Genomic DNA, 21,203 nt, shown 5'->3' on the forward strand with positions numbered 1-21,203 from the left:
CCGGAGTCGCAGTGGCACTGTCGATCTCCGGTCTCGTCGCGTCGACACCGGCGGCGGCCCAGCCCTGTGTGGGACCCAAGGCCGTCGTCGCCGGGCACGGCACGCCGTGAGCCCCGGTGCCTGCCGGGTGTCCGGGCCCGGCTGGGGTAGCCTCACCGCATGGAAGTACTACGTTCTGTAGTTGTATTGCTGCACATCGTCGGCTTCGCGATCACCTTCGGCGCCTGGGTGACCGAAGCGGTCGCCGGGCGGTTCCGGACCACCCGGGTGATGGACTACGGCCTGCTGGTCTCACTGCTGACCGGCCTCGCGCTGGCCGCGCCGTGGCCCGCGGGCATCGAACTGAACTACCCCAAGATCGGGATCAAGCTGGTGATCCTGGTGATCCTGGGAGGATTGCTGGGCATGGGCAGTGCCCGGCAGAAGCGCACCGGTGAAGCGGTGCCGCGTGGCCTGTTCTACGGAGTCGGGGTGCTGTCGTTCGCCGCGGCGGCACTGGCTGTCATCTGGTAGGGCCCACCGCTCGCCCGGTGCGGTGCCCGACTTCCCGGCGCGCGCGGAAGTCGCCAAACACTGACCATCCACTGAAGGCCGAGCGTATGGTCGGTCCGTGCCCCATCTCACCGGCGCGGAGGTGCGCAGTCCCGAGCTGACCCGGTTGACCGGACTGCCGTTCGACGACGACGACGAGGTGCTGCGAGCGGCCATCGACGACGCCAGTGTGCCCGCGCTGTTGATGTCGATGGTCCACATGACCGGCGACCTGAACATCCTCGACGAACTGCCGCGCCCGTTCATGCTCATCGCGATGGATCTGCAGGGCGGCATGAGCGAGCCGGACAAACAGGCGGTGCGGGACAAGGCTTATCAGGTCGCCCGCGAGTACCGCGACAGGGGCTGCCCGCCACCGTTCGTGCCCGACGAGCACCAGCTACGGGTGATGCTCGACGTGGTCTCGGCCGGTCAGGTCACCGACGAGTTCGTCGACTACATCGCCGCCGATCTGAGGGTCACCGACGACGACCAGTGCGGTCCGGTGTGGGCATCGGTGCCCGAGCAGCGTGCCGGCTTCCCCGTCGTGGTCATCGGCTGCGGCGAGGCCGGGCTGCTGGCCGGTATCAAGCTCAAGGCGGCCGGTGTGCCGTTCACCATCGTCGAGCGTCAGTCCGGCGTCGGCGGAACCTGGCTGGCCAACCGCTACCCCGGCTGCCGAGTCGACATCGCCAGCCAGTACTACACGTATTCGTTCGAGCCGACCGACCATTGGCGGCACCACTACGCCACCCAACCCGAGATACTGCAGTATCTGCGCGATGTCACCGACCGCTACGGACTCGCCGAGCACATCCGGTTCGACACCGAGGTGACCGGCGCGGTGTGGGACGCGGCGGCCGCGCGGTGGCGGGTGCGGGTGCGTCGCACCGGCACCGGCGAAGGCGCTGACGAGGAGCTGACCGCCCGCGCCGTGATCTGCGCCGTCGGCCAGTTCAGCACCCCGGTCATCCCGGACATCAACGGAGCAAACACGTTTCGCGGGCCGTCCCGCCACACCGCAGACTGGGACAACTCCGTGGAGCTGACCGGCAAGCGGGTCGCGGTGATCGGCGCCGGGGCCAGCGGCTTCCAGCTGGTGCCCGCGATCGCCGGCACCGCCGCGCATGTCGACGTCTACCAGCGCACCCCACAGTGGATGGCGCCCAACGTGCACTACCACGAAGCGGTCAGCGCCGGGGCCCGTTGGGCCACCCGGCATCTGCCCTACTACGGGCGATGGTTGCGCTTCGTGTCGTGGTGGCCGATCGCCGACGCCCTCGACGAACAGATCACCATCGACCCCGGCTGGGACACCGGTGGATTGTCGGTCAGCGCAGGCAATCAGGCGATCCGGGACATGTTCATCGCGTGGATGCGCGCGTTCACCGACGACGAGGAACTGCTCGACAAGGTCACCCCGAAGTACCCGCCGATGGGCAAGCGCACCCTGCAGGACGACGGCACCTGGCTGACCACCCTGCAGCGCGACGACGTCGAACTGGTCACCGACGGGATCGCCGAGATCACCGCCGACGGTGTCACCGACGTGCGTGGCGTGCACCGCAAGGCCGATGTGCTGGTGTGGGCCACCGGTTTCGACGTCAACCACCAGCTCGGCCCGATCGACATCCGCGGTACCGGTGGCGTCGGGCTCAACGAGGCGTGGGGCGACGCCGGCTACGCATACCTCGGGATCACCGTGGCCGGGTTCCCGAACTTCTACTGCATGTTCGGCCCCGGCACCAACGCCGTGAACGGCGCCAGCATCATCTACAACTCCGAATGCCAGATGCGCTACATCCTGGGCTGCATCGACATGACACTGGCCGCCGGTGCGGCCGCCGCCGCGCCCAGGGCCGAGGTGTGTGCCGACTACGACCGCCGCAGCCAACACCGGCTGACGTCGATGGTCTACGCCCACCCTTCGGTCAGCAGCTACTACAAGAACAGTGCAGGCGAGTTGCCCACCCTGTTCGCGTGGCGCATCGCCGAGTACTGGAAGTGGACGTCTCGGCCGTTCCCGGCGGACTACGAATTCACGGTCACGGAATTCACGGACACGACGGGGCAGGGGAACTCATGACAGGACGGCTGGCAGGCAAGGTCGCGCTCATCAGCGGCGGGGCCAGGGGCATGGGCGCGTCCCACGCGCGGGTGATGGCCGCCCACGGCGCCAAGGTGGTGTGCGGCGACATCCTCGACATCGAGGGCCAACACGTGGCCGGCGAACTCGGGGACGCCGCGCGCTACGTCCATCTCGACGTCACCAGCCCCGGCGACTGGGACGCGGCCGTGGCCACCGCCGTCGCCGAGTTCGGCGGGCTCGATGTCCTGGTCAACAACGCGGGCATCCTCAACATCGGTACCGTCGAGGACTATCCGCTGTCGGAGTGGCAGCGCATCCTCGACGTCAACCTCACCGGGGTCTTCCTGGGTATTCGCGCGGTCACCCCGACGATGAAGGCCGCGGGCGGAGGATCGATCGTCAACATCTCCTCGATCGAGGGGATGGCGGGCACCGTCGGGTGTCACGGCTACACCGCGACGAAGTTCGCGGTGCGCGGCCTCACCAAGTCCACGGCACTGGAGTTGGGGCCATTCGGGATTCGCGTCAACTCGGTGCATCCGGGCCTGGTGAAGACGCCGATGGCCGACTGGGTGCCCGAGGACATCTTCCAGTCCGCGCTCGGCCGGATCGCCCAGCCGCACGAGGTCAGCAACCTGGTCGTGTATCTGGCCGGCGACGAGTCCAGCTACTCGACCGGGGCGGAATTCGTCGTCGACGGCGGAACCATCGCCGGTCTGGCACACAAGGATTTCTCCGCCGTCGACGTCGCCCGACAGCCGGACTGGGTGACCTAGGACCGGCCGGTCCGATCCATCCGCCTGCCCAACTCGGCGCGCGAGCTGATGCCCAGCTTGCGGTAGATCTTGGTGAGGTTGTGCTCGACGGTCTTGGCACTGATGAACATCGCCGCGGCGATGTCCTTGTTGGTCGCCCCGGCGGCCGCCATCTCGGCGACCCGCTGCTCCGACGGCGTCAACTGGGTCAGATCCTCGGCTGGGGCGACCACTGCGCGCGCCAGTTCGGACTGCGCCCGCTGCGCCCACAGCGGGGTGCCCAACGTCTGGAAGGTCCCCAGCGCCTCGTTCAGATTCGCTGCCGCGGACTGCTTCTGGCGTAACCGGCGTTGCAGCTGGCCGAGCAGGAGCTGAGTTCTGGCCGTCTCGAACGGCATCGGCAGACCTTCATGCTCGACCATCGCGCGGTGCGCGGCCTGCTCGGCGGCCGCCACTTCGCCGCGGGCGGCCAGCAGCATCGCGCGACACCGCGCGCCCACCGCGCGCATCCAGTGCCTGCCGTGCTCGAGGCCGTTCTGTTCCAGTGCGCTGGTGAGGAATTCGGCCTCGTCGAGCCGTCCCGCGCCCACCATCGCCTCGATCACGTCGGGCAGATGCCACGCGTACATCAATTCGGTGGCAGGCATCTGCGCGGTGTCGAGGAACTTCACGTCGAGTGCCTGCAACGCCTCCCGGTGATTCCCGAGCGATTCCTCAAGGAAGCACAACGTCATTCCCGGCCAGTCGGCGATGTGGGAGGCCTGCCGGTTGGCGATGGCACCGAGCACCCAGCGGGCGTCGGAGCGGGCGTCGTCGACGCGACCGGCGTAGGCGGCCAGCGCGCCACGCACGGTCATCGGGATGATCAGCACGTCGTCGCCACCGAGCTGTTCCGCGCGTTCCACGGCTTCGGCCGCCTCGGCCTCGGCGGCGGCGAGCTGACCGCGCCACAGGTGGTTGATCGCGAGAAACCCGGCGATGGCCATCATGTCGCTCTCAGCGCCGCGATCGACACACATCGCGCGCACCTCGGTCAGCTCGCGGTGCGCCTGCTCGAGCCGACCGGTCCACGACATCGCCAACGCGTGCACGAACGGCGCCCGGAAGATGATCGGCACGTCGAGAGCCGGGTCGTAGAGCTCCATCGCGCGCCGCAGGGACTGCTCGTCGAGCCCGTGCCCGCATTGGAATTCCACGTGCACCGACCACGCCAGCGCGGCGCTGATGATGCCCGGAATTCCGAGCTCCTCGGCCAGCTTGACGGCGTCGCGGACGTACCGGCGCGCGTCGTCGAGCTCGCCGATGCTGTTGAGCGCGAACGACAACCGCAGCAGCACCTGCACCAGCACCGGGACGTTGCCCGCGCCGTCGTCGAGTGCGCTGCGCAGCAGTGCGACCGCCTCGGTGTGTTCGTTCTCGTACATCCGGACCGTGGCGAGCAGGCTCGACGCCAGCGCCCGCAGGATCGCGGGCTCCATCGAGTCGACCTGGCCCAGCACGGCGGCGGCTTTGGCGGTGTCGCCGGCCAGGAAGTGGTTCTCCGCGGACCTCATGCGGCGCACCGGGTTGTCTCCGCCCAGCCCGATGGCCAGGTCGACGAGCTCCGCGGCCGCCGCCGGGGCGCCCCGGGCACGGGCGGAGTCGGCGGCCTGATCCAGCGCGGTGAAGATCTCGTCGTCGCCGCTGGCCGACGCCAGGGCCAGGTGCCGCGCTTTGAGCTCCGGCTGGGTCTCGAGTGCGCCCATCGTGCGGTGCATCGCGCGGCGCGCTGTCGGTCCGGCGTCGGTGTAGACGCCGCTGGCCAGCAGCGGGTGGGTGAACCTCACCCGGTTCCCGTCCAGAGTGACGATGCCGGTGGACTCCACCTTCTCCAGGCGGGCGGTCACCTCCGTGGTCGTCGAGGCATGGGCGCGCGCCAGCAGGTCCACTGTGGGGGCGGCCACGCACGCGACGCTGAGCAGCAGCGAGCGGGTCGATTCGTCCAGCTGCCCGATCCGGCGCCGCACCACCTCGGTCAGCGTGGCCGGCAGCGGCGGCTCAGCCGCGGTCGGGCCGTCGCCGATGGAGTGCGCCAGCTCGAGAGCGAAAAACGGGTTGCCGCCCGAGATCTCGGCGATGCGGAGCACCGACGGCCGGGCCAGGGTACGGCCCAGGCGCTCGGAGATCAGCGAGTGCAGTTGACCCGTGGTCATCGGCCGCACCGACACGCGCTGGAGCCCGTCGGGCCGCTCCAGCCTCAGCCAGCCCGCGGTGGTGCCCTCGCCCGGGGCGCACCGCTCGGTCACCAGCACGCCGAACGGTCCGCGCAGCCGGCGTACCGCGAACTCGACGGCCGCCCGGCTCGACCGGTCCAGCCACTGGGCGTCGTCGATCGCGATCAGCACCGGGGAACGCTCGGCCAGAGTGTGCAGCACCGACACGAAACCCGCGGCCACGGTGCGCTGATCGGTGGACGGACCGTCGTTGCCTGCGCGCAGCAGCACCCGGTCCAGCGCCAGCTTCTGCAACGCGGGCAACGAGGCGTAGCAGTCGTCCTCGACATCCGCGAGCAGGTCGGCCAGCGCGGCGAACGCCATCACCGATTCGGCCTGGCCCACCCGGGCCGTGAGCACCCGGAAACCCCGTTCGCCGGCCAGCTCGAGCTGACGCAGCCACAGCGTGGTCTTGCCGATCCCCGCTTCGCCCTCGACGACCAGCGCAGTGGGCGCCGACGCCGCGGCGGCCAGGAAACCAGCAACGCGCCGATCGTCGACTGGTTGCTCTCCAGCGTGGGACACGGCCTCCATCATCGCAGCGGGCAAAGACCGGCGCACCACTTCGGCGCATTCGGTTACCGGCGGGTCACTTTCCGAACGGCGACATCATCGACCGGTGGCATCATCGAACCTTGACGTCATCGAACAACTACGTCATCGAACAAGTACGACGACCTTGCCCCTGGCCGAGCGATCCTCCAGCGACGCGATCGCCTCGGCGGCCCGCTCCAGCGGATAGACCACCGGGGTGGGCGCAGGCACCGCACCCGACGCTAGCAACGGCTCCAGCTCGGCCCACTGCTCCTGCAGATAGCCGGGGTGGGTCATCGTCCATGCTCCCCACCCCACGCCGACGGCGTCGACGTTGTTGAGCAGCAGCCGGTTCACCTTCACCGTCGGGATCTCCCCGCCGGTGAAACCGACCACCAGCAGCCGGCCGCCGGGCGCCAGCGAGCGCAGTGAATCGGTGAACCGGTCACCGCCCACCGGATCGACCACGATGTCCACCCCGCGCCCGCCGGTGAGGTCCTTGACCGCGTCCTTGAACCCGTCGGCCAGCACCACGTCGGACGCGCCTGCGGCGCGGGCCACCTCGGCCTTGTCCTCGGTGCTGACCACCGCGATGGTGCGGGAGGCGCCGAACGCAGGCGCGAGCCGCAGCGTCGAGGTGCCGATGCCGCCGGCCGCCCCGTGCACCAGCACCGTGTCGCCGGGTTGCAGACGGCCGCGGGTGCGCAATGCGAAATGCACGGTCAGATCGTTGAACAGAATGCCTGCGCCGGCCTCGAAGGACAGCGAATCCGGCAACTTGAACACCCGCTCCGCTTGCAGCGCAACGACTTCGGCCATCGCTCCGCACAGCATCGTCAGGCCGGCCACCCGGTCGCCGGGCCGTACGTGCGCGCCGGCGGGTGCGCTGCGCACCACCCCGGCCACCTCCGCGCCCGGGGTGTAGGGCATCTGCGGCTTGTACTGATAGAGCCCGCGGGACTGCAGCGCATCGGGGAACGCCACCCCCGCGGCGTGCACGTCGACCAGCACCTCGCCGTCCGCGGCGGTGGGATCGTCGATCTCCACGAGGCGGGCCGCCTGCGGGCCCGTCAGTTCGGCAATCTGTATCGCACGCATTCCCGGCCTTCCTGATTGTCGTCGCAGACCATTTAACTCACCCGCGATTCGGCGGCTCACCGCCGGTCTCCACCGGGTACAGTCCCGTACCGGGCAAAGTCGCCGGAACACAGGAGCTGCGCATGGCACGAGGAACCAGCACGCAGGCGCGGCGCCGGGGGTTCGCCCCCGCGCAGGCACTGCCGCCTGGACGCATCGTCGACGTCCGCTCCCGCGACGGCGTCCGGCTGCACGCAGAGGTCTTCGGGCCGGAGGACGGCTACCCGATCGTGCTCGCGCACGGCATCACCTGCGCGCTGCGGGTGTGGGCCTGCCAGATCGCCGACCTCGCCCGCGACCACCGGGTGATCGCCTTCGATCACCGCGGCCACGGCCGCAGCTCGATCCCGCCGCTGCGCGGTGGCTACAGCCTGGACTATCTCGCCGCCGACCTCGACGCGGTGCTGGAGGCCACGCTGGCTCCCGGCGAACGCGCCGTGATCGCGGGCCACTCGATGGGCGGCATCGCGATCTCGTCGTGGTCGGAACGGCTGCCGCACCGCGTCGAGCAACGTGCCGACGCGGTTGCGCTGATCAACACCACCACCGGCGACCTGCTGCGCAACGTCAACCTGTTGCCGGTCCCGCCGGCGCTGGCCGAAGCCCGGGTGCGGGCGGCCGGATCGATGCTGCGCCGGTTCGGCGGGGTGCCGCTGAGTCGGGCCGTGCACCGGCCCAACCGCCGCTTCGTCGCGTCACTGGCCGTGGGCCGCGACGCCGACCCGGCGGTCGCCGACTTCGTCTACGAGCTGTTCAACTCCACGTCGCCGGCGGGGCGCGGCGGGTGGGCACGGGTGCTCGTCGATCACCTCGGCCCGCGGCACATCGCGCTGTCGAACCTGACGGTGCCGACACTGGTGATCGGCAGCACCAAGGACCGGCTGCTGCCGATGGCGTCGGCCCGCCGGATCGCGGCCACCGCGCCGAACCTGGCGCGATTCGTCGAGCTGCCCGGCGGGCACTGCGCGATCCTGGAACGGCCCGACGAGGTCAACGAGCATCTGCGCTGGCTGATCGGGTCGGTCAGGGAGAGTTCCCGGGCAAGCGGGGCGGCGGGGAATGCGGCGTCCGACGATCAGGGCCGGCGCGCCAGCTCCTGATGCGCGTCGGCGGCTGCGCGCAGCCCCGACCGCACCGCGCCGTCGAGGAACCCGGTCCAGCGGTCGGCGGTCTCCGTGCCCGCCCAGAAGATGCCGTCGACCGGGGCGCGCAGCCATCGGCCGTGCGCGGTCCACGCCCCCGGCGGCACCGCCGCCGTCGGCCCGCCCGGGGCGAAAGCCTCGACGCCCCAACGATGGTCGAGGTAGTCGAGCGGGCGTGCCGCGGCTTGCCCGAACAGCGCGGTGAACCCGGCCAGTGCGACCTCGCGACGCTGCTCGTCGGGGAGCGGGTCGAACGTGCGCGCGTCGGTGAACCCCAGCAGGATGCCGGGCCCGTCGTCGCCCGGGCTGCAGTCGAACGTGATGAACACAGGACCCTCGTCGGACAGCGCCTCCCCGGAGTAGCCGGCCTTGCGCCAGAACGGGGTCTCATAGGCCGCGTAGGCCTTGCTCAGATGACCCTGCGGCCAGTGCCTGCTGAGCTCGCCGTAGTCCGCGGGCAGCGGCGGATCGAACTCGATGCCGGTGCGGTGCTCGGGCGGGACCGCGACGATGACCGCCGCGCCCCGGTATTCGGCGCGGTCGGTGGTGACGGTCAGCATGTGGTCGGCGCCCCGTGCGATCCGGCGCACCGGCGCACCGAGCACCACGCGTTCGCCGAGCTGTTCGGCCATCCGTTCGGCGATCTGCTGCGTGCCCGCCGGGAACCGCTCCTGCTGGGCGCCTCCTTCGACATCCAGCATCCGGCTCAGCCCGCCCGCCGCCTTGACGTAGCGCACCGCGTGCAGCATCGACACCGCGTCGGGCTCTGCGCCCCAGGTCACCCGGGACATGATCGTCATCAGGTCGCGGGTGGAGGCACCGGCGTGCAACGAGCGCAGCCAGCCGTCCAGCGAGACGCCGTCGAGGTTGCGCGCGATCGGTGAGGTCCACGGCTGTTCGACAGGTACCCGCCGGCAGACCCGCTCGAAGCGCCACTGGATCCGCGACACGTCCACCAACTCGATGATCGACAGACGTGGGATCGTGCTGCGGTAGGAGCGCACCGAACCCCGCCAGCGGATCAGGTTCTTGCCCTTGCCGTAGGTCGGGGTCCGTTCGCAGCCCAGCTGGTCGGCCAGCGCCAGCACGGCGTCCTGGGTCGGGCCCACGAACGTCGCGCCGAGGTCCACCGGGACGCCCGCGACGGTGCCGGTGTGCGAGCGGCCGCCCACCCGGTCGCGGCCCTCGACGACCACCACGTCGTGCCCGAAGCGGGTCAGTTCCCGCGCCGCGGTCAGCCCCGCGAAGCCCGCTCCCACCACGACGACGTCGACCATGCCCCCATCCTCGCGATTCCGGCGCGCAACCGCACCGATAGTGGCGAGATACGCGCCGGATTCGCATTAGGCTCGGCCGTTGTGCAGGTGATGACCGCGTTGTTCGGGCCGATGGACGCCATGGATCGGACACGCGCGCTGCGCGAGGCCGGCGCCAGCGGGGTGTTCACCTTCGAGGGGCCGCACGACGTGTTCACGCCGCTGACCCTGGCGGCCACCGTCGGCGGGCTGGACGTGATGACCAACGTCGCGATCTCCTTTCCCCGCAACCCGATTCACCTGGCCCATCAGGCCGTCGACCACCAGCTGCTGTCGGGTGGGCGGTTCACCCTAGGCCTGGGCACCCAGATCCGCACCCAGATCGAGAAGCGGTTCGGCGCCGAGTTCGACCGCCCGGTGGCCCGGATGGCCGAACTCGTCGGCGCGCTGCGGGCGATCTTCGAGGCGTGGAGCACGGGGGAGCGGCTGAACTTCCAGGGCGAGTTCTACCGGCACACACTGATGACGCCCACGTTCAGCCCGCGGTCGAGCTTCGCTCCGGTGCCGATCTTCGTCGGCGCGCTGGGCCCGAAGATGACCCGGATGACCGCCGAGGTGGCCGACGGGCTGCTGGTGATGCCGTTCGGGTCGAAACGTTTCCTGCACGAGGTGACGATGCCGAACGTCGATGCCGGGCTGGCCGCGGCGGGCCGCGACCGCGCCGACCTCGCCGTCGTCCCCGAGATCATCGTCTCGGTCGCCGACGAGGACCCCGACCACACCGCGACCCGCCGGCTGCTGGCCTTCTACGGGTCGACTCCGGCCTATCGTCCGGTGCTCGACGCGCACGGCTGGGGCGATCTGCAGCCCGAACTCCGCGCGCTGTCCAAGCAGGGCCGCTGGGAGGACATGGGGCGGCTCATCGACGACGACGTGCTGCACACCATCGCCGCGTGCGGCACCCCGACCGAGATCGCCAAGCACATCGAAGACCGGGTGGCCGGCGTGTCGGACCGCATCTGCCTCTACCAGCCCGGACCCATCTCGGTGGATTCGTTGGCCCGGATCGTCGACGCGCTGGCCGACTGAGTCCTAGGGTGGTACGCGAGCGGACCAATGGAGGTTACGAGTGGACCAGCGCTATCCGGAGACGGAGTTCTCCGACGTTCTGATCATCGGCGCGGGCATTTCGGGTATCGGTGCCGCATACCGGATCCAGGAGCGGAATCCCCAGCTCACGTACACGATCCTGGAGCGCCGTTCGCGCATCGGCGGCACCTGGGACCTGCACCGCTACCCGGGCATCCGCTCCGACAGCGACATCTTCACGCTGTCGTTCCCGTGGGAGCCGTGGGCCAGGCCGGAGAACGTCGCCGACGGTGAGGACATCCGCACCTACCTCACCGAGACCGCGCACCGGCACGGGATCGACCGGCACATCCGGTTCGACACCCGGGTGAACTCGGCGGACTGGGATTCGGAGACCGACACCTGGCAGGTGCAGACCGAGCAGGACGGGACGCCCCGCACCTACCGGGCCCGGTTCCTGTTCTTCGCCACCGGCTACTACGACTACGACCACCCGTACCGCCCGGACATCCCCGGGTTGGAGAACTTCTCCGGCACGGTGGTTCATCCCCAGCAGTGGCCCGAGGACCTGGACTACAGCGGGCGCAAGGTGGTGGTGATCGGCAGCGGCGCGACCGCGATCAGCCTGATCCCGTCGCTGACGAAGAAGGCCGGCCACGTGACGATGCTGCAGCGCTCGCCGACCTATCTGCTGTCCGGGCAGCGGATCAACCCGGTGGTGAACCTGCTGCGGAAGGTGCCGCCCCGCCGGCTGGGGTACCGGCTGGCATGGCTGTACAACGTGCTGTTCATCGTGGCCGTGTACGCGATCTCGCGCAAAGCGCCCCGGTTCGTCCGTCGGGCGGTCCGCGCGGTCGCCAAACATTATCTGCCCGAGGGCTATCCGGTGGACACCCACTTCAATCCCACCTACGACCCGTGGGATCAGCGGCTGTGCCTGATCCTGTCCGGGGACTTCTACGACGCCATCGCCACCGGCCGCGCCGAGGTGGTCACCGACCGGATCGACCACGTCGACGCGTCGGGCATCGTGCTGCAGTCAGGTGACCGCATCGACGCGGACGTGATCGTCACCGCCACCGGAATCCAGCTGCAGGCGCTGGGCGGCATCACGATCAGCGTCGACGGCGAAGAGGTCCGGCCTGCCGACCGGTTCGTCTACAAGGAACACCTGCTCGAAGACGTGCCGAACATGGCGTGGTGCGTGGGATACATCAACGCGTCCTGGACGCTGCGCGCCGACCTGACCGCACGCGCGGTGGCGAAGCTGTTGGCCTACATGGACTCTCACGGATACACCCACGCCTATCCGCATCTGGGCACGACGCCGATGACCGAGAAGCCTGCGTGGAACATCAATGCCGGCTACGTGCACCGGTCCGCGCACGTGCTACCGAAGTCGGGGACCCGGCGGCCGTGGAACGTGCGGCACAACTATGTGCTCGACGCCATCGACCACCGGCTCGACCGCATCGAGGAGTCGATGGTCTTCGGCCGCGCCCCCGCACCCGATGCCGCCCCCGCGCCGACATTGCATTCCAGTAGCGAGATACCGAGTGAGGACCTACTGGAACACAATCTCGGCGGGTGACGGTCGGGGAGCTGGGCGTCAGGGAGCGACGGTGAGCCAGTCGGCGAAGCCCGACGGGTCGTGACGGCCCAGCGCGCCGTGTTCGAACAGCCCCCAGCCCTCGCACTCGGTGCCGTCGGCGTCGCGGCACACCGCGCGGCCGACGTGGTCGATCACGCCGAACGCGGCGCGGCCGATGATCGCGGGGTCGGTCATGTCGTAGGTCAGGCGTTCGGTGAAGTTCTCGCCCTTCCACACCCCGTGTAGCCAGTCCGAGTCGCCGCCGTAGCCGCCGCCGACGTGGATCGGTACCGGGAGCCTGGACTCCACGTCGAAACGCAGCGGGCTGCCGTCGAACGCCGTCGCCTCGATGGTGGCGCCGGTCGGTATCCGGGTGCCGGAGCGGTAGTGCACCGTGACCCGGGGCCAGCCCAGCTGCTCGATCCGGCCGTCCTTCCAGATCCGGGTGCAGTCGTTGAGCGAGCGGAAGCCGTGCGGGTCCTCCTGCATGATGATCACGAGCGCGAAGTCGTCGAACGCCATCGGCACGTACAGCCACCACATGCCCTCGAACGGCGGATCATCGGGCCGCCCCGGGGGTTCGGCCTCGCCGACCGGCCGGATGCCCCAGGACCGGTCGCGGGTGCCGATCCAGTTGGCGGGATCGACCGCGATGTCCTGCCCGTCGATCGCCAGCTGCCCGCTCCACGAACCGACCTGGGCGAAGCGTTGCGCGTCGAGGGTCACCCGGGTACCGCGGCGCATGATGTGCGGCTGCTCCTGCACGACGTCGAACAGCCCCTCCCAGGTGAGATCGGCTGCGATGCCTTCGGTTTCGTCGAGAATGATCCGCAGTTTGCGCAGGGGTTCGACGACCTCGACACGGTAGTTGCCGACGTGCTGGTTGAGCCTGTCCTGGTCGATGGCATCCGACAGGTGCACCGCGGTCTGGGTGTGACCGCTGCCGCCGAATCGGCCGCCGCCGCGGCGTGACACCAGCATGAACGCGTCTTTGACGCCCAGGTTCGGGTAGTAGCCGATGCCGGTGACGACGAAGATGTCGCCGGTGCGGTCGTGGGCGTTGAAGTAGGACCGGTCGTAGAAGTTGCGGTCCGAGGACCCCGGCCACGCGATCGGCTGGGGCACCTGGTGCACCGGATATTCGTCCATCGGTCCGAGCATCAGGGGGCCTCTCCGATCAGTCGTTTCAGCAGCGATCCGTGGTAGAACAGCGTCTCGACGTCACCGGGTTTCTCGATCTCCCCGAAGTGCACGCGACGGGCCCCGGTGCGCATGAACACACAGCACCACACCACCGCCGAGTACACGTGGAACCAGCGCAGGTCGCCGACCTCGACGCCGGTGAGGTCCCGATAGGTGGCGCGCACGTCGTCCTCCCGCAGGAAGTCCGGCATCCCCGGCAGCCCGGCCAGCTTGGTCAGTTCCTGGAAGACCATGTGCGCGAAGCTGATCCATGCCAGGTCGAGTTCGCGCGGGCCGACGGTGGCCATCTCCCAGTCGAGCACGGCGACGGGGGAGAAGTCGCGGTACATCACGTTGCCGATGCGGGAATCACCCCAGCACAGCACCGGTTCGGTGGCCGCGACGTCGTCCGGGAAGTGGTCGTCCAGCCAGGTCAGTGCCCGGTCGACCAGCGGCGAGCGGCCGATGTCGGGCACGCTGAACTCGTACCAGCTCTTGAGCCAGCCGAAGTGGCGGTGCAGCGCGGTCTCCCCGGGCGGGTCGACATCCTGGAGGAAGCCGAACACCTGCTGCGCGTCGGGAATCGAGTGCAGGGTGGCCAGCACGCCGACGGTGTGGTCCTGGAGCTGACGCTGTTGTTCCGGGTCGGCGTCGAAGAGCCAGTTGTCGCCGAAGGTGTAGGGCATCACGTCGGGAGGCACGATGCCGTCCACGCGGTCCATCAGGAAGAAGGGCCAGGCCCAGCACCTCGCCGGTGGGTTCGAGCCAGCGCACCGGCGGCACCGCGACGTCGGTGAGTTCGGCGACGCGTCTCATCACCTCGTGCTGGTGGTCGAGCCTATAGTGTTCGAACACGGGGATGTCGGCGTCGGTGGGCGCCACCCGGGCGACCCAGTGCTGCTCGACGGGCTCGCCTGCCTGCAGCCATCGCCCACGCAACAGGATCGTTTCGGAGGACATGCCATTGGCGTCGATGCCGCTTTCCACGGTGATCTCGGGCGTCGTGTCCGGCAGCAGCGTCGAGAGCCACTGGGACAGTGCCGCAGGCACATTCGACATGTCACGGCTGGAGCGCTGGAGGCGGTCCACATTGTCGACGGCTGGTTCGGTGGTCACAGACAGGATCCTTCCCGCCCCGGCACAGGCGTGGCACTAATACGATACCGTGGGTAGCGATATGAAAACAGACCCGAGGCCGGGTGACAAGACCCCGGGTGCCGGTCGCCCGCGGGATCCGCGCATTGACGCTGCCATATTGCGCGCGACCGCGGATCTTCTTGTCGAAATCGGCTATTCGAACGTCACGATGGCAGCCGTCGCCGAGCGGGCCGGCACCACCAAGACGGCGCTGTACCGGCGGTGGTCGAGCAAGGCCGAACTCGTGCACGAGGCCGCGTTCCCGGCGACGCCGTCAGCGATGGACACCCCGCCCGGTGACATCGGCGCCGACCTGCGCGCGATGATCGAGGCGGCCCGCGACGTGTTCACCAGCCCCGTGGTCCGGTCCGCGCTGCCCGGGCTGATCGCCGACATGTCCGCCGACCCCGACCTCACCGGACGGGTCGGGGCGCGCTTCACCGATCTGTTCGGGGCCGTGCGCACCCGGCTGCACGGCGCGGTCGAGCGCGGCGAGGTCCGCGCCGACGTCGACCCGGACCGGCTGGTGCACCTGATCGGCGGAGCGACGCTGTTGGCGCTGTTGCAGACGCCCGAAGACCTGGAGGACCGGGCATGGGTGGACCGGACGACCGACATCCTGCTGCACGGAGTGCTGGCCTGACCCGCACGCCCGCGCGGTCAGGTGGGCCGGATCTGCTCCTTGTTGCGCCGGGTCACCGCACCGAACCGGTTGCCCAGCCCGTCGAGATCGCGGTGCTGGGCGAACGCGATCTTCTCCTCGGCCGCCAGCGCCGGATCGGTCACCGCCGCGGCGCCGGTCGTATAGATCTCCTTGAGGCCGCGCATCGTCGGACCCGGCACCTCGGCGATCTGGGCGGCCAACTGCACCGCCCGCTCCAGCAGCCGGTCGTGCGGCACCACCTCGGTGACCAGCCCGATCCGCTCGGCGCGTGCGGCGTCGACGACCTCACCGGTCATCGACAGCCGTCGGGCCATCGCGGCCCCGACCAGCTGAGGCAGCCGCGCCGTCATCCCGCCGCCGGGCAGAATCCCCACCCGCGCATGGGTGTCGGCGAACACCGCGCGCTCGGAGGCGATCAGGAAATCGCAGCCGAGCGCCATCTCCAGCCCACCCGTGAACGTGGCCCCGTTGATCGCACCGACCACCGGGGTGCGCATCTGCGCCACCGCGGCGATGCAACTGTGCGACCGGAACTCCTCGAAGTACGAAAGCCCGTCGCGTGAAGCCTCTTTCAGGTCCACACCGGCACAGAACGCCGGATCGGCGCCGGTGAGCACCACGGCGCGCACCGCCTGATCGGCGTCGGCGGACGTCAGCGCCGCGTAGGAGGCCCGGATCAGGTCGCGGCTCAACGCGTTCCTGGCGGCGGGGCGGTTCAGCGTGATCACCCGCACGCCGCCGTGGTCGGCGGTCAACACCAGTTCAGAGGTCATGTGCACGTTGCTATCAGAAGAAGCGGTCGGCAGAGTCGGCGAGGTCCAGAAGCGGTTGCGGCAACGCGCCGAGGACGAACGTGACGGCTGCGGTGACGGTGACCACCGCGGTCGTCAGCGCACTGGGCACCACCACCTCCGGCGCATCGGCGGGGCGTTCGGTGAAGAACATCAGCACGATCACCCGCACATAGAAGTACGCGGCGATGGCACTGGCGACCACGCCGACGACCACCAGGGGCAGCGCGCCGCCTTCACCCGCGGCCTTGAACACCGCGAACTTGCTGACGAAACCGCTCGTCAACGGAATCCCCGCGAACGCAAGCAGAAACAGCGCGAACACGGTGCCCACCACCGGGTAGCGCCTGCCCAGACCGGCCCAGCGCGCCAGCGCACTGTCCTCCTCGCCGTCGGCGTCGCGGACCAGGCCGACGACCGCGAACGCGCCGACGGTGGAGAACCCGTACGCGAACAGATAGAACAGCGTCGACGAGACCCCGGCGGCGTTCCCGGCGATCACGCCGGTCAGGATGAAGCCGGTGTGCGCGACCGCCGAGTAGCCCAGCATCCGCTTGACGTCGTTCTGGGTGACGGCGGTGACGGTGCCGACGACCATGGTCACGATCGCGATCGCCCACAGCACCGGGCGCCAGTCGTCGCGCAGCTCGGGCAGCGCGACGTAGAACAGGCGCAGCATCGCGCCGAACGCGGCGATCTTGGTGGCGGCCGCCATGAACGCCGTGATCGGGGTCGGCGCCCCCTGGTAGACGTCCGGGATCCAGGAATGGAACGGCACCGCACCGACTTTGAACAGCACACCCACCAGCACCAGCCCGGTACCGATCAACGCCAGTGAGGTTTTTCCGGTACCGGAGGACACCGCCTCGGCGATCCCCTGGAACCGCAGGGTGCCCGCATACCCGTACAGCATCGCCGCGCCGTACAGGAAGAACGCCGACGCGAACGCGCCCAGCAGAAAGTACTTCAGCGACGACTCCTGCGACAGCAGTCGTCGCCGCCGCGCCAGTCCACACAGCAGGTACAGCGGAAGGGACAGCACCTCCAGCGCGATGAACATCGTCAACAGATCGTTGGCGGCCGGGAACAGCAGCATCCCGGCCACGGCGAACATCGTCAGCGGGAAAACCTCGGTCTGAACGACGCCCGCGCGGGTGGCCAGCTTCTCGGCCACGCTGCCCGCGACCGCCGACGCCTGCGGTGTGAACGCGTCCAGCCCCCGGGACTCGATGTCCGGCGACGCGGGCTGCCGCTCGCCGATCAGCAGGATTCCGAGCACGCCGACCAACAGGATCGTGCCCTGCAGGAACAGCGCGGGCATGTCGACCGCGATCGCGCCCATCACCGCTTCGACACCGTTGCCGCCGTGCAGATCACGTGCGATCAGCACCACCGCGCCCAATGCCGCCAGCAGGCCGGCGACGCTCACCGTCACCTGCGCGGGGTAACGCTGCCTGCGGGGCAGCAGCGCCTCGACGAGCACGCCGAGCACCGCCGCCGCCAGCACGATCAGCATCGGAGAGACGAGTCCGTACTCGACGGACGGGGTAGGCAGGTTCATCGCAGCGGGCCTTCCGCCATCCGGGGCGCCGGGTCGGGTTGGTCGATGGTGGTCAGGGTGTGGGTGACCGCCGGGTTGATGACGTCGAGCGCGACCTTCGGATACACCCCGAGCACCAGCAGCAGCGCGATCAGCGGCGCCACCACCGCGATCTCGCGCGGCACCAGGTCGCCGATCCTGTGCTCACCCTCGGCCAGTGCCGCCGGGACCGGGCCGGTCATCATCCGCTGGTACATCCACAGGATGTAGATCGCCGAGAGCACCAGCGCGCCCGCGGCCAGCACCGCGAACACCGGGTAGCGGGTGAACGTCCCGATCAGCACCAGGAATTCACTGATGAACGGCGCCAGCCCGGGCAGCGACAGCGTCGCCAGCCCGGCCACCAGGAAGGTGCCGGCCAGCACCGGGGCCAGCTTCTGCACCCCGCCGTAGGCGGCGATGAGCCGGGATCCGCGCCGCGACACCAGGAATCCGGCGATCAGAAACAGCGCCGCCGTCGAGATGCCGTGGTTGACCATGTAGAGCGTCGACCCGGACTGGCCCTGGGTGGTCATCACGAAGATGCCCAGGATGATGAAACCGAAATGGGAGATCGACGTGTAGGCGATGAGCCGCATCACGTCGGTCTGGCCAATGGCCAGCACCGCCCCGTAGAGGATGCCGATCACCGCCAGTGTGATGATCAGACCGCTGAAATACGTTGCCGATTCCGGGAACAGCGGCAGACAGTAGCGGATCATGCCGAAGGTGCCGACCTTGTCCATGATCGCCATCATCAGCACGGCGCTGGCCGGGGTGGCCTCGACCGCGGCGTCGGGCAGCCAGCGGTGGAACGGCCACAACGGCGCCTTCACCGCGAACGCGAACATGAATCCGCCGAACAGCAGGTGCATCACCACCGGGTTGACCACGAACTCGCCGCTGGCTACGGCGGCGACGATCGCACGGAAGTCGAAGGTGCCCGCCTCGAACGCGTCGCTTCCGGCCGTCGCCACATACAGGCCGACCACCGCGGCGAGCATGATCAGCCCGCCGAACAGGTTGTACAGCAGGAACTTCACCGCGGCCCTGCTGCGCTGCCCACCGCCGAACCCGCCGATCAGAAAGTACATCGGGATCAGCATCGCCTCGAAGAACACGTAGAACAGCAGGATGTCCAACGCGACCAGCGAGATCAGCACCATCCCCTCGACGGCCAACGTCAGCGCGAAGTAGATGTGCACCGACCGCCCGCCCCAACTGTCCTCGTCGCGGGCGTCGTTCCAGCCTGCGACGATCAGCAGCGGCAGCAGTACCGCGGTCAGCACCACCAGGGCCAGCGCGATGCCGTCCACACCGAGGATGTAGCCGGTGCCGAAAGACGGTATCCAGCGGTAGTTCTCGACGAACTGGAACTGCTCTCCGCCGGGGTCGAAGCCGACCGCGACCACCCCGGCGACGGCCAACACCACCAGCGACACCGCCAGCGCAACCCATTTCGCCAGCGTGCGCGCCGCCGCGGGCAACACCATCACCACCAGCGCACCGACCATCGGGACGACCCACAGCACGGTCAGCAACGGGAACGAGGTCACCACAGATTCACCGCCAGGATCATCGCGAGGACGAGGGCCGCACCCGCCAGCATCGACAGCGCGTAGGAGCGTGCGAACCCGGTCTGCAGACGGCCCAGCCCGTGGGAGACACGGGACACCCCGGCCGCCAGGCCGGTCGCCGCGCCGTCGACCGCCTCGTCGTCCAGTTCGACCAGTTCCCGGGTCAGCGTCAGGCCGGGGCGCATCAGCACCGCCTCGTTGAACGCGTCGCCGTACAGGTCGCGACGCGCGGCCATGGTCAGCGCCGAACCGGCGGGAACCTGTTCGGGCACCGGCCGCGTCCCGTACATCCGGTACGCGATCGCGATACCGACCGCCACCACCGACAGCACGATCACCGTCACCACCCACACGGGGAGCACGTGGTGGATCTCGCCGCTCCCGACCACCGGCTCCAGCCAGTGCTCCAGGGTGCCGCCGACGGCCAGCGCCGCGCCCGCGGTCACCGAGCCGATTGCCAGCACGATCATCGGCCACGTCATCACCGCGGGCGCCTCGTGCGGGTGCGCGTGTTCTCCCGTCGCTTCGCTCGCCCCGTGGCCCGCCCAGCGCTTCTGCCCGAAGAACGTCATCAGCATCACCCGCGTCATGTAGAACGCGGTGATCCCGGCCCCGAGAATCGTTGCACCGCCGAGGATCACGCCCTTGAGTCCGCCTGCGCCGAGGGCGACCTCGATGATGCCGTCCTTGGAGAAGAACCCGGCCAGCGGCGGGATGCCGATGATCGCCAGATAGCCGAGGCCGAACGTGACGAAGGTGACCGGCAACGCCTTGCGCAGCCCGCCGTAGCGGCGCATGTCGACCTCGTCGTCCATCGCGTGCATCACCGAGCCGGCCCCGAGGAACAGCCCGGCCTTGAAGAACCCGTGGGTCAACAGGTGCATGATCGCGAACGCGTACCCGACCGGGCCCAGACCGGCGGCCAGCACCATGTAGCCGATCTGGCTCATCGTCGACGCGGCCAGCGCCTTCTTGATGTCATCCTTGGCGCAGCCGACCACCGCGCCGAACAGCAGCGTGACCGCACCGACGACCACCACCGCGGTCTGCGCGTGCGGGGCCAGGTTGAACACCGGGCCCGAACGCACGATCAGGTACACGCCGGCGGTGACCATCGTGGCGGCGTGGATGAGCGCCGACACCGGCGTCGGGCCCTCCATCGCGTCTCCCAGCCACGACTGCAGCGGCACCTGCGCGGACTTGCCGCACGCCGCCAGCAGCAGCATCAGCCCCATCGCCGTCAGCGTGCCCTCGCCCAGCCGCGGTGCGGCGTCGAACACCGCGGTGAACGACACCGCCCCGACCGCACTGAACATCACCATCAGGGCGATCGCCAGCCCGACGTCGCCGACCCGGTTGACGACGAACGCCTTCTTGGCCGCCGTGGCCGCCGACGGTTTGTGCGACCAGAACCCGATCAGCAGGTACGACGCGAGACCGACGCCCTCCCAACCCATGTACAGGCCCAGGTAGTTGTCGGCGAGCACCAGCAGCAGCATCGCGGCGACGAACAGATTGAGGTAGGCGAAAAACCTGCGCCGGTCCGGATCGTCGGCCATGTAGCCGATCGAGTAGATGTGGATCAACGAGCCGACACCGGTGATCAGCAGCGCGAAGCACATCGACAGCTGGTCGAGCTGCAGCCCGAAGTCGACGCGCAGCTCACCGACCGGCACCCAGCTGAACAGCGTCTCGTGGGTGGCGCGGTGTTCGGCGTCGCGGCCCAGCATGCCGGCGAACAACACTGCGGCACACACGAACGACGCTACCGCGGCCGCGGTGCCGAGCAGGTGCCCCCAGCGGTCCGAGCGCCTGCCTCCCAGGAGCAGGACGACGGCACCGGCCAGCGGGAGCGCGATCAGAAGCCACACGGGTGCAGTCATCCGGTCCTGTCCTC

The 21,203-nt window shown here is 69.4% G+C and carries 15 protein-coding genes and 1 pseudogene; 7 read left to right on the forward strand and 9 right to left on the reverse strand.

What is annotated here, in order from left to right:
- Positions 1-159 precede the first annotated feature (159 nt).
- The 3 genes from C6A87_RS08350 to C6A87_RS08360 all read left to right on the forward strand — a co-directional run bounded on the left by C6A87_RS08350 (position 160) and on the right by C6A87_RS08360 (position 3,396).
- On the forward strand, positions 160-513 hold the full coding sequence (locus tag C6A87_RS08350; RefSeq protein ID WP_311116807.1) for a Fe-S protein: 354 nt from the start codon (positions 160-162) through the stop codon (positions 511-513).
- 97 nt (positions 514-610) lie between these two features.
- A complete protein-coding gene (locus C6A87_RS08355; RefSeq protein ID WP_311116808.1) occupies positions 611-2,617 on the forward strand; it encodes an NAD(P)/FAD-dependent oxidoreductase in 2,007 nt (668 codons plus the stop codon).
- The gene (locus C6A87_RS08360; protein ID WP_311116809.1) at positions 2,614-3,396 is read left to right on the forward strand and encodes a glucose 1-dehydrogenase; all 783 of its coding nucleotides are present in this window, start codon (positions 2,614-2,616) and stop codon (positions 3,394-3,396) included. The genes C6A87_RS08355 and C6A87_RS08360 overlap by 4 nt, the downstream gene beginning before the upstream one ends.
- Here the strand turns inward: C6A87_RS08360 and C6A87_RS08365 are convergent.
- The gene (locus C6A87_RS08365) at positions 3,393-6,161 is read right to left on the reverse strand and encodes a LuxR C-terminal-related transcriptional regulator (RefSeq protein ID WP_311117856.1); all 2,769 of its coding nucleotides are present in this window, start codon (positions 6,159-6,161) and stop codon (positions 3,393-3,395) included. The genes C6A87_RS08360 and C6A87_RS08365 overlap by 4 nt on opposite strands.
- Before the next feature lie 123 nt (positions 6,162-6,284).
- Positions 6,285-7,259: an NADPH:quinone oxidoreductase family protein gene (locus tag C6A87_RS08370; protein WP_311116810.1), complete on the reverse strand. Its 975-nt coding sequence runs from the start codon at positions 7,257-7,259 to the stop codon at positions 6,285-6,287.
- Positions 7,260-7,381: 122 nt separating this feature from the next.
- On the opposite strand from C6A87_RS08370, the gene C6A87_RS08375 reads away from it, so the two are divergent.
- Positions 7,382-8,398: an alpha/beta hydrolase gene (locus C6A87_RS08375; RefSeq protein ID WP_311116811.1), complete on the forward strand. Its 1,017-nt coding sequence runs from the start codon at positions 7,382-7,384 to the stop codon at positions 8,396-8,398.
- Here the strand turns inward: C6A87_RS08375 and C6A87_RS08380 are convergent.
- The gene (locus C6A87_RS08380; protein WP_311116812.1) at positions 8,374-9,717 is read right to left on the reverse strand and encodes a flavin monoamine oxidase family protein; all 1,344 of its coding nucleotides are present in this window, start codon (positions 9,715-9,717) and stop codon (positions 8,374-8,376) included. The genes C6A87_RS08375 and C6A87_RS08380 overlap by 25 nt on opposite strands.
- A 90-nt stretch (positions 9,718-9,807) precedes the next feature.
- On the opposite strand from C6A87_RS08380, the gene C6A87_RS08385 reads away from it, so the two are divergent.
- Positions 9,808-10,785 (forward strand): TIGR03617 family F420-dependent LLM class oxidoreductase, encoded by a 978-nt coding sequence (locus tag C6A87_RS08385; protein ID WP_311117857.1) that lies wholly within the window; start codon positions 9,808-9,810, stop codon positions 10,783-10,785.
- Positions 10,786-10,825: 40 nt separating this feature from the next.
- Positions 10,826-12,376, forward strand: coding sequence for an NAD(P)/FAD-dependent oxidoreductase (locus tag C6A87_RS08390; protein WP_311116813.1), 1,551 nt, complete (start codon positions 10,826-10,828; stop codon positions 12,374-12,376).
- 18 nt (positions 12,377-12,394) lie between these two features.
- Here C6A87_RS08390 and C6A87_RS08395 read toward each other — a convergent pair whose 3' ends face one another.
- Together C6A87_RS08395 and C6A87_RS08400 are read right to left on the reverse strand one after the other, a co-directional pair.
- A complete protein-coding gene (locus C6A87_RS08395; protein WP_311116814.1) occupies positions 12,395-13,537 on the reverse strand; it encodes a hypothetical protein in 1,143 nt (380 codons plus the stop codon).
- Positions 13,537-14,674, reverse strand: a pseudogene (locus C6A87_RS08400) (phosphotransferase family protein). The gene C6A87_RS08395 and the pseudogene C6A87_RS08400 overlap by 1 nt, the downstream one beginning before the upstream one ends.
- Before the next feature lie 61 nt (positions 14,675-14,735).
- Between C6A87_RS08400 and C6A87_RS08405 the strand changes: the two are divergent.
- Positions 14,736-15,338 carry a TetR/AcrR family transcriptional regulator gene (locus C6A87_RS08405; protein ID WP_311116815.1) on the forward strand — a complete coding sequence of 201 codons (603 nt, stop codon included), beginning with the start codon at positions 14,736-14,738 and terminating at the stop codon, positions 15,336-15,338.
- 17 nt (positions 15,339-15,355) lie between these two features.
- On the opposite strand, the gene C6A87_RS08410 is transcribed toward C6A87_RS08405, so the two are convergent.
- The 4 genes from C6A87_RS08410 to nuoL are packed head-to-tail and all read right to left on the reverse strand — an operon-like array spanning position 15,356 to position 21,189.
- Entirely contained in the window at positions 15,356-16,132 is a 777-nt protein-coding gene (locus C6A87_RS08410) for an enoyl-CoA hydratase (protein WP_311116816.1), read from the reverse strand.
- 13 nt (positions 16,133-16,145) lie between these two features.
- Positions 16,146-17,711: an NADH-quinone oxidoreductase subunit NuoN gene (gene nuoN / locus C6A87_RS08415; protein ID WP_311116817.1), complete on the reverse strand. Its 1,566-nt coding sequence runs from the start codon at positions 17,709-17,711 to the stop codon at positions 16,146-16,148.
- Complete coding sequence (locus tag C6A87_RS08420; protein ID WP_311116818.1) at positions 17,708-19,288, reverse strand: NADH-quinone oxidoreductase subunit M; 1,581 nt, start codon at positions 19,286-19,288, stop codon at positions 17,708-17,710. The genes nuoN and C6A87_RS08420 overlap by 4 nt, the downstream gene beginning before the upstream one ends.
- Positions 19,282-21,189, reverse strand: coding sequence for an NADH-quinone oxidoreductase subunit L (gene nuoL, locus C6A87_RS08425; protein WP_311116819.1), 1,908 nt, complete (start codon positions 21,187-21,189; stop codon positions 19,282-19,284). Before nuoL ends, C6A87_RS08420 begins: the two co-directional genes overlap by 7 nt.
- Positions 21,190-21,203: the final 14 nt, after the last annotated feature.

This window comes from Mycobacterium sp. ITM-2016-00317, assembly GCF_002968295.1.
Lineage (GTDB): Bacteria > Actinomycetota > Actinomycetes > Mycobacteriales > Mycobacteriaceae > Mycobacterium.

Bases quoted from the DNA above. Each gene is read 5' to 3' on its own strand.
- C6A87_RS08410 (WP_311116816.1), bottom strand. From the start codon at position 16,132: ATGACCTCTGAACTGGTGTTGACCGCCGACCACGGCGGCGTGCGGGTG.
- nuoL (WP_311116819.1), bottom strand. From the start codon at position 21,189: ATGACTGCACCCGTGTGGCTTCTGATCGCGCTCCCGCTGGCCGGTGCC.
- C6A87_RS08385 (WP_311117857.1), top strand. From the start codon at position 9,808: ATGACCGCGTTGTTCGGGCCGATGGACGCCATGGATCGGACACGCGCG.
- C6A87_RS08365 (WP_311117856.1), bottom strand. From the start codon at position 6,161: ATGGAGGCCGTGTCCCACGCTGGAGAGCAACCAGTCGACGATCGGCGC.
- C6A87_RS08350 (WP_311116807.1), top strand. From the start codon at position 160: ATGGAAGTACTACGTTCTGTAGTTGTATTGCTGCACATCGTCGGCTTC.
- C6A87_RS08380 (WP_311116812.1), bottom strand. From the start codon at position 9,717: ATGGTCGACGTCGTCGTGGTGGGAGCGGGCTTCGCGGGGCTGACCGCG.
- C6A87_RS08375 (WP_311116811.1), top strand. From the start codon at position 7,382: ATGGCACGAGGAACCAGCACGCAGGCGCGGCGCCGGGGGTTCGCCCCC.
- C6A87_RS08360 (WP_311116809.1), top strand. From the start codon at position 2,614: ATGACAGGACGGCTGGCAGGCAAGGTCGCGCTCATCAGCGGCGGGGCC.
- C6A87_RS08405 (WP_311116815.1), top strand. From the start codon at position 14,736: ATGAAAACAGACCCGAGGCCGGGTGACAAGACCCCGGGTGCCGGTCGC.
- C6A87_RS08370 (WP_311116810.1), bottom strand. From the start codon at position 7,259: ATGCGTGCGATACAGATTGCCGAACTGACGGGCCCGCAGGCGGCCCGC.
- nuoN (WP_311116817.1), bottom strand. From the start codon at position 17,711: ATGAACCTGCCTACCCCGTCCGTCGAGTACGGACTCGTCTCTCCGATG.
- C6A87_RS08395 (WP_311116814.1), bottom strand. From the start codon at position 13,537: ATGCTCGGACCGATGGACGAATATCCGGTGCACCAGGTGCCCCAGCCG.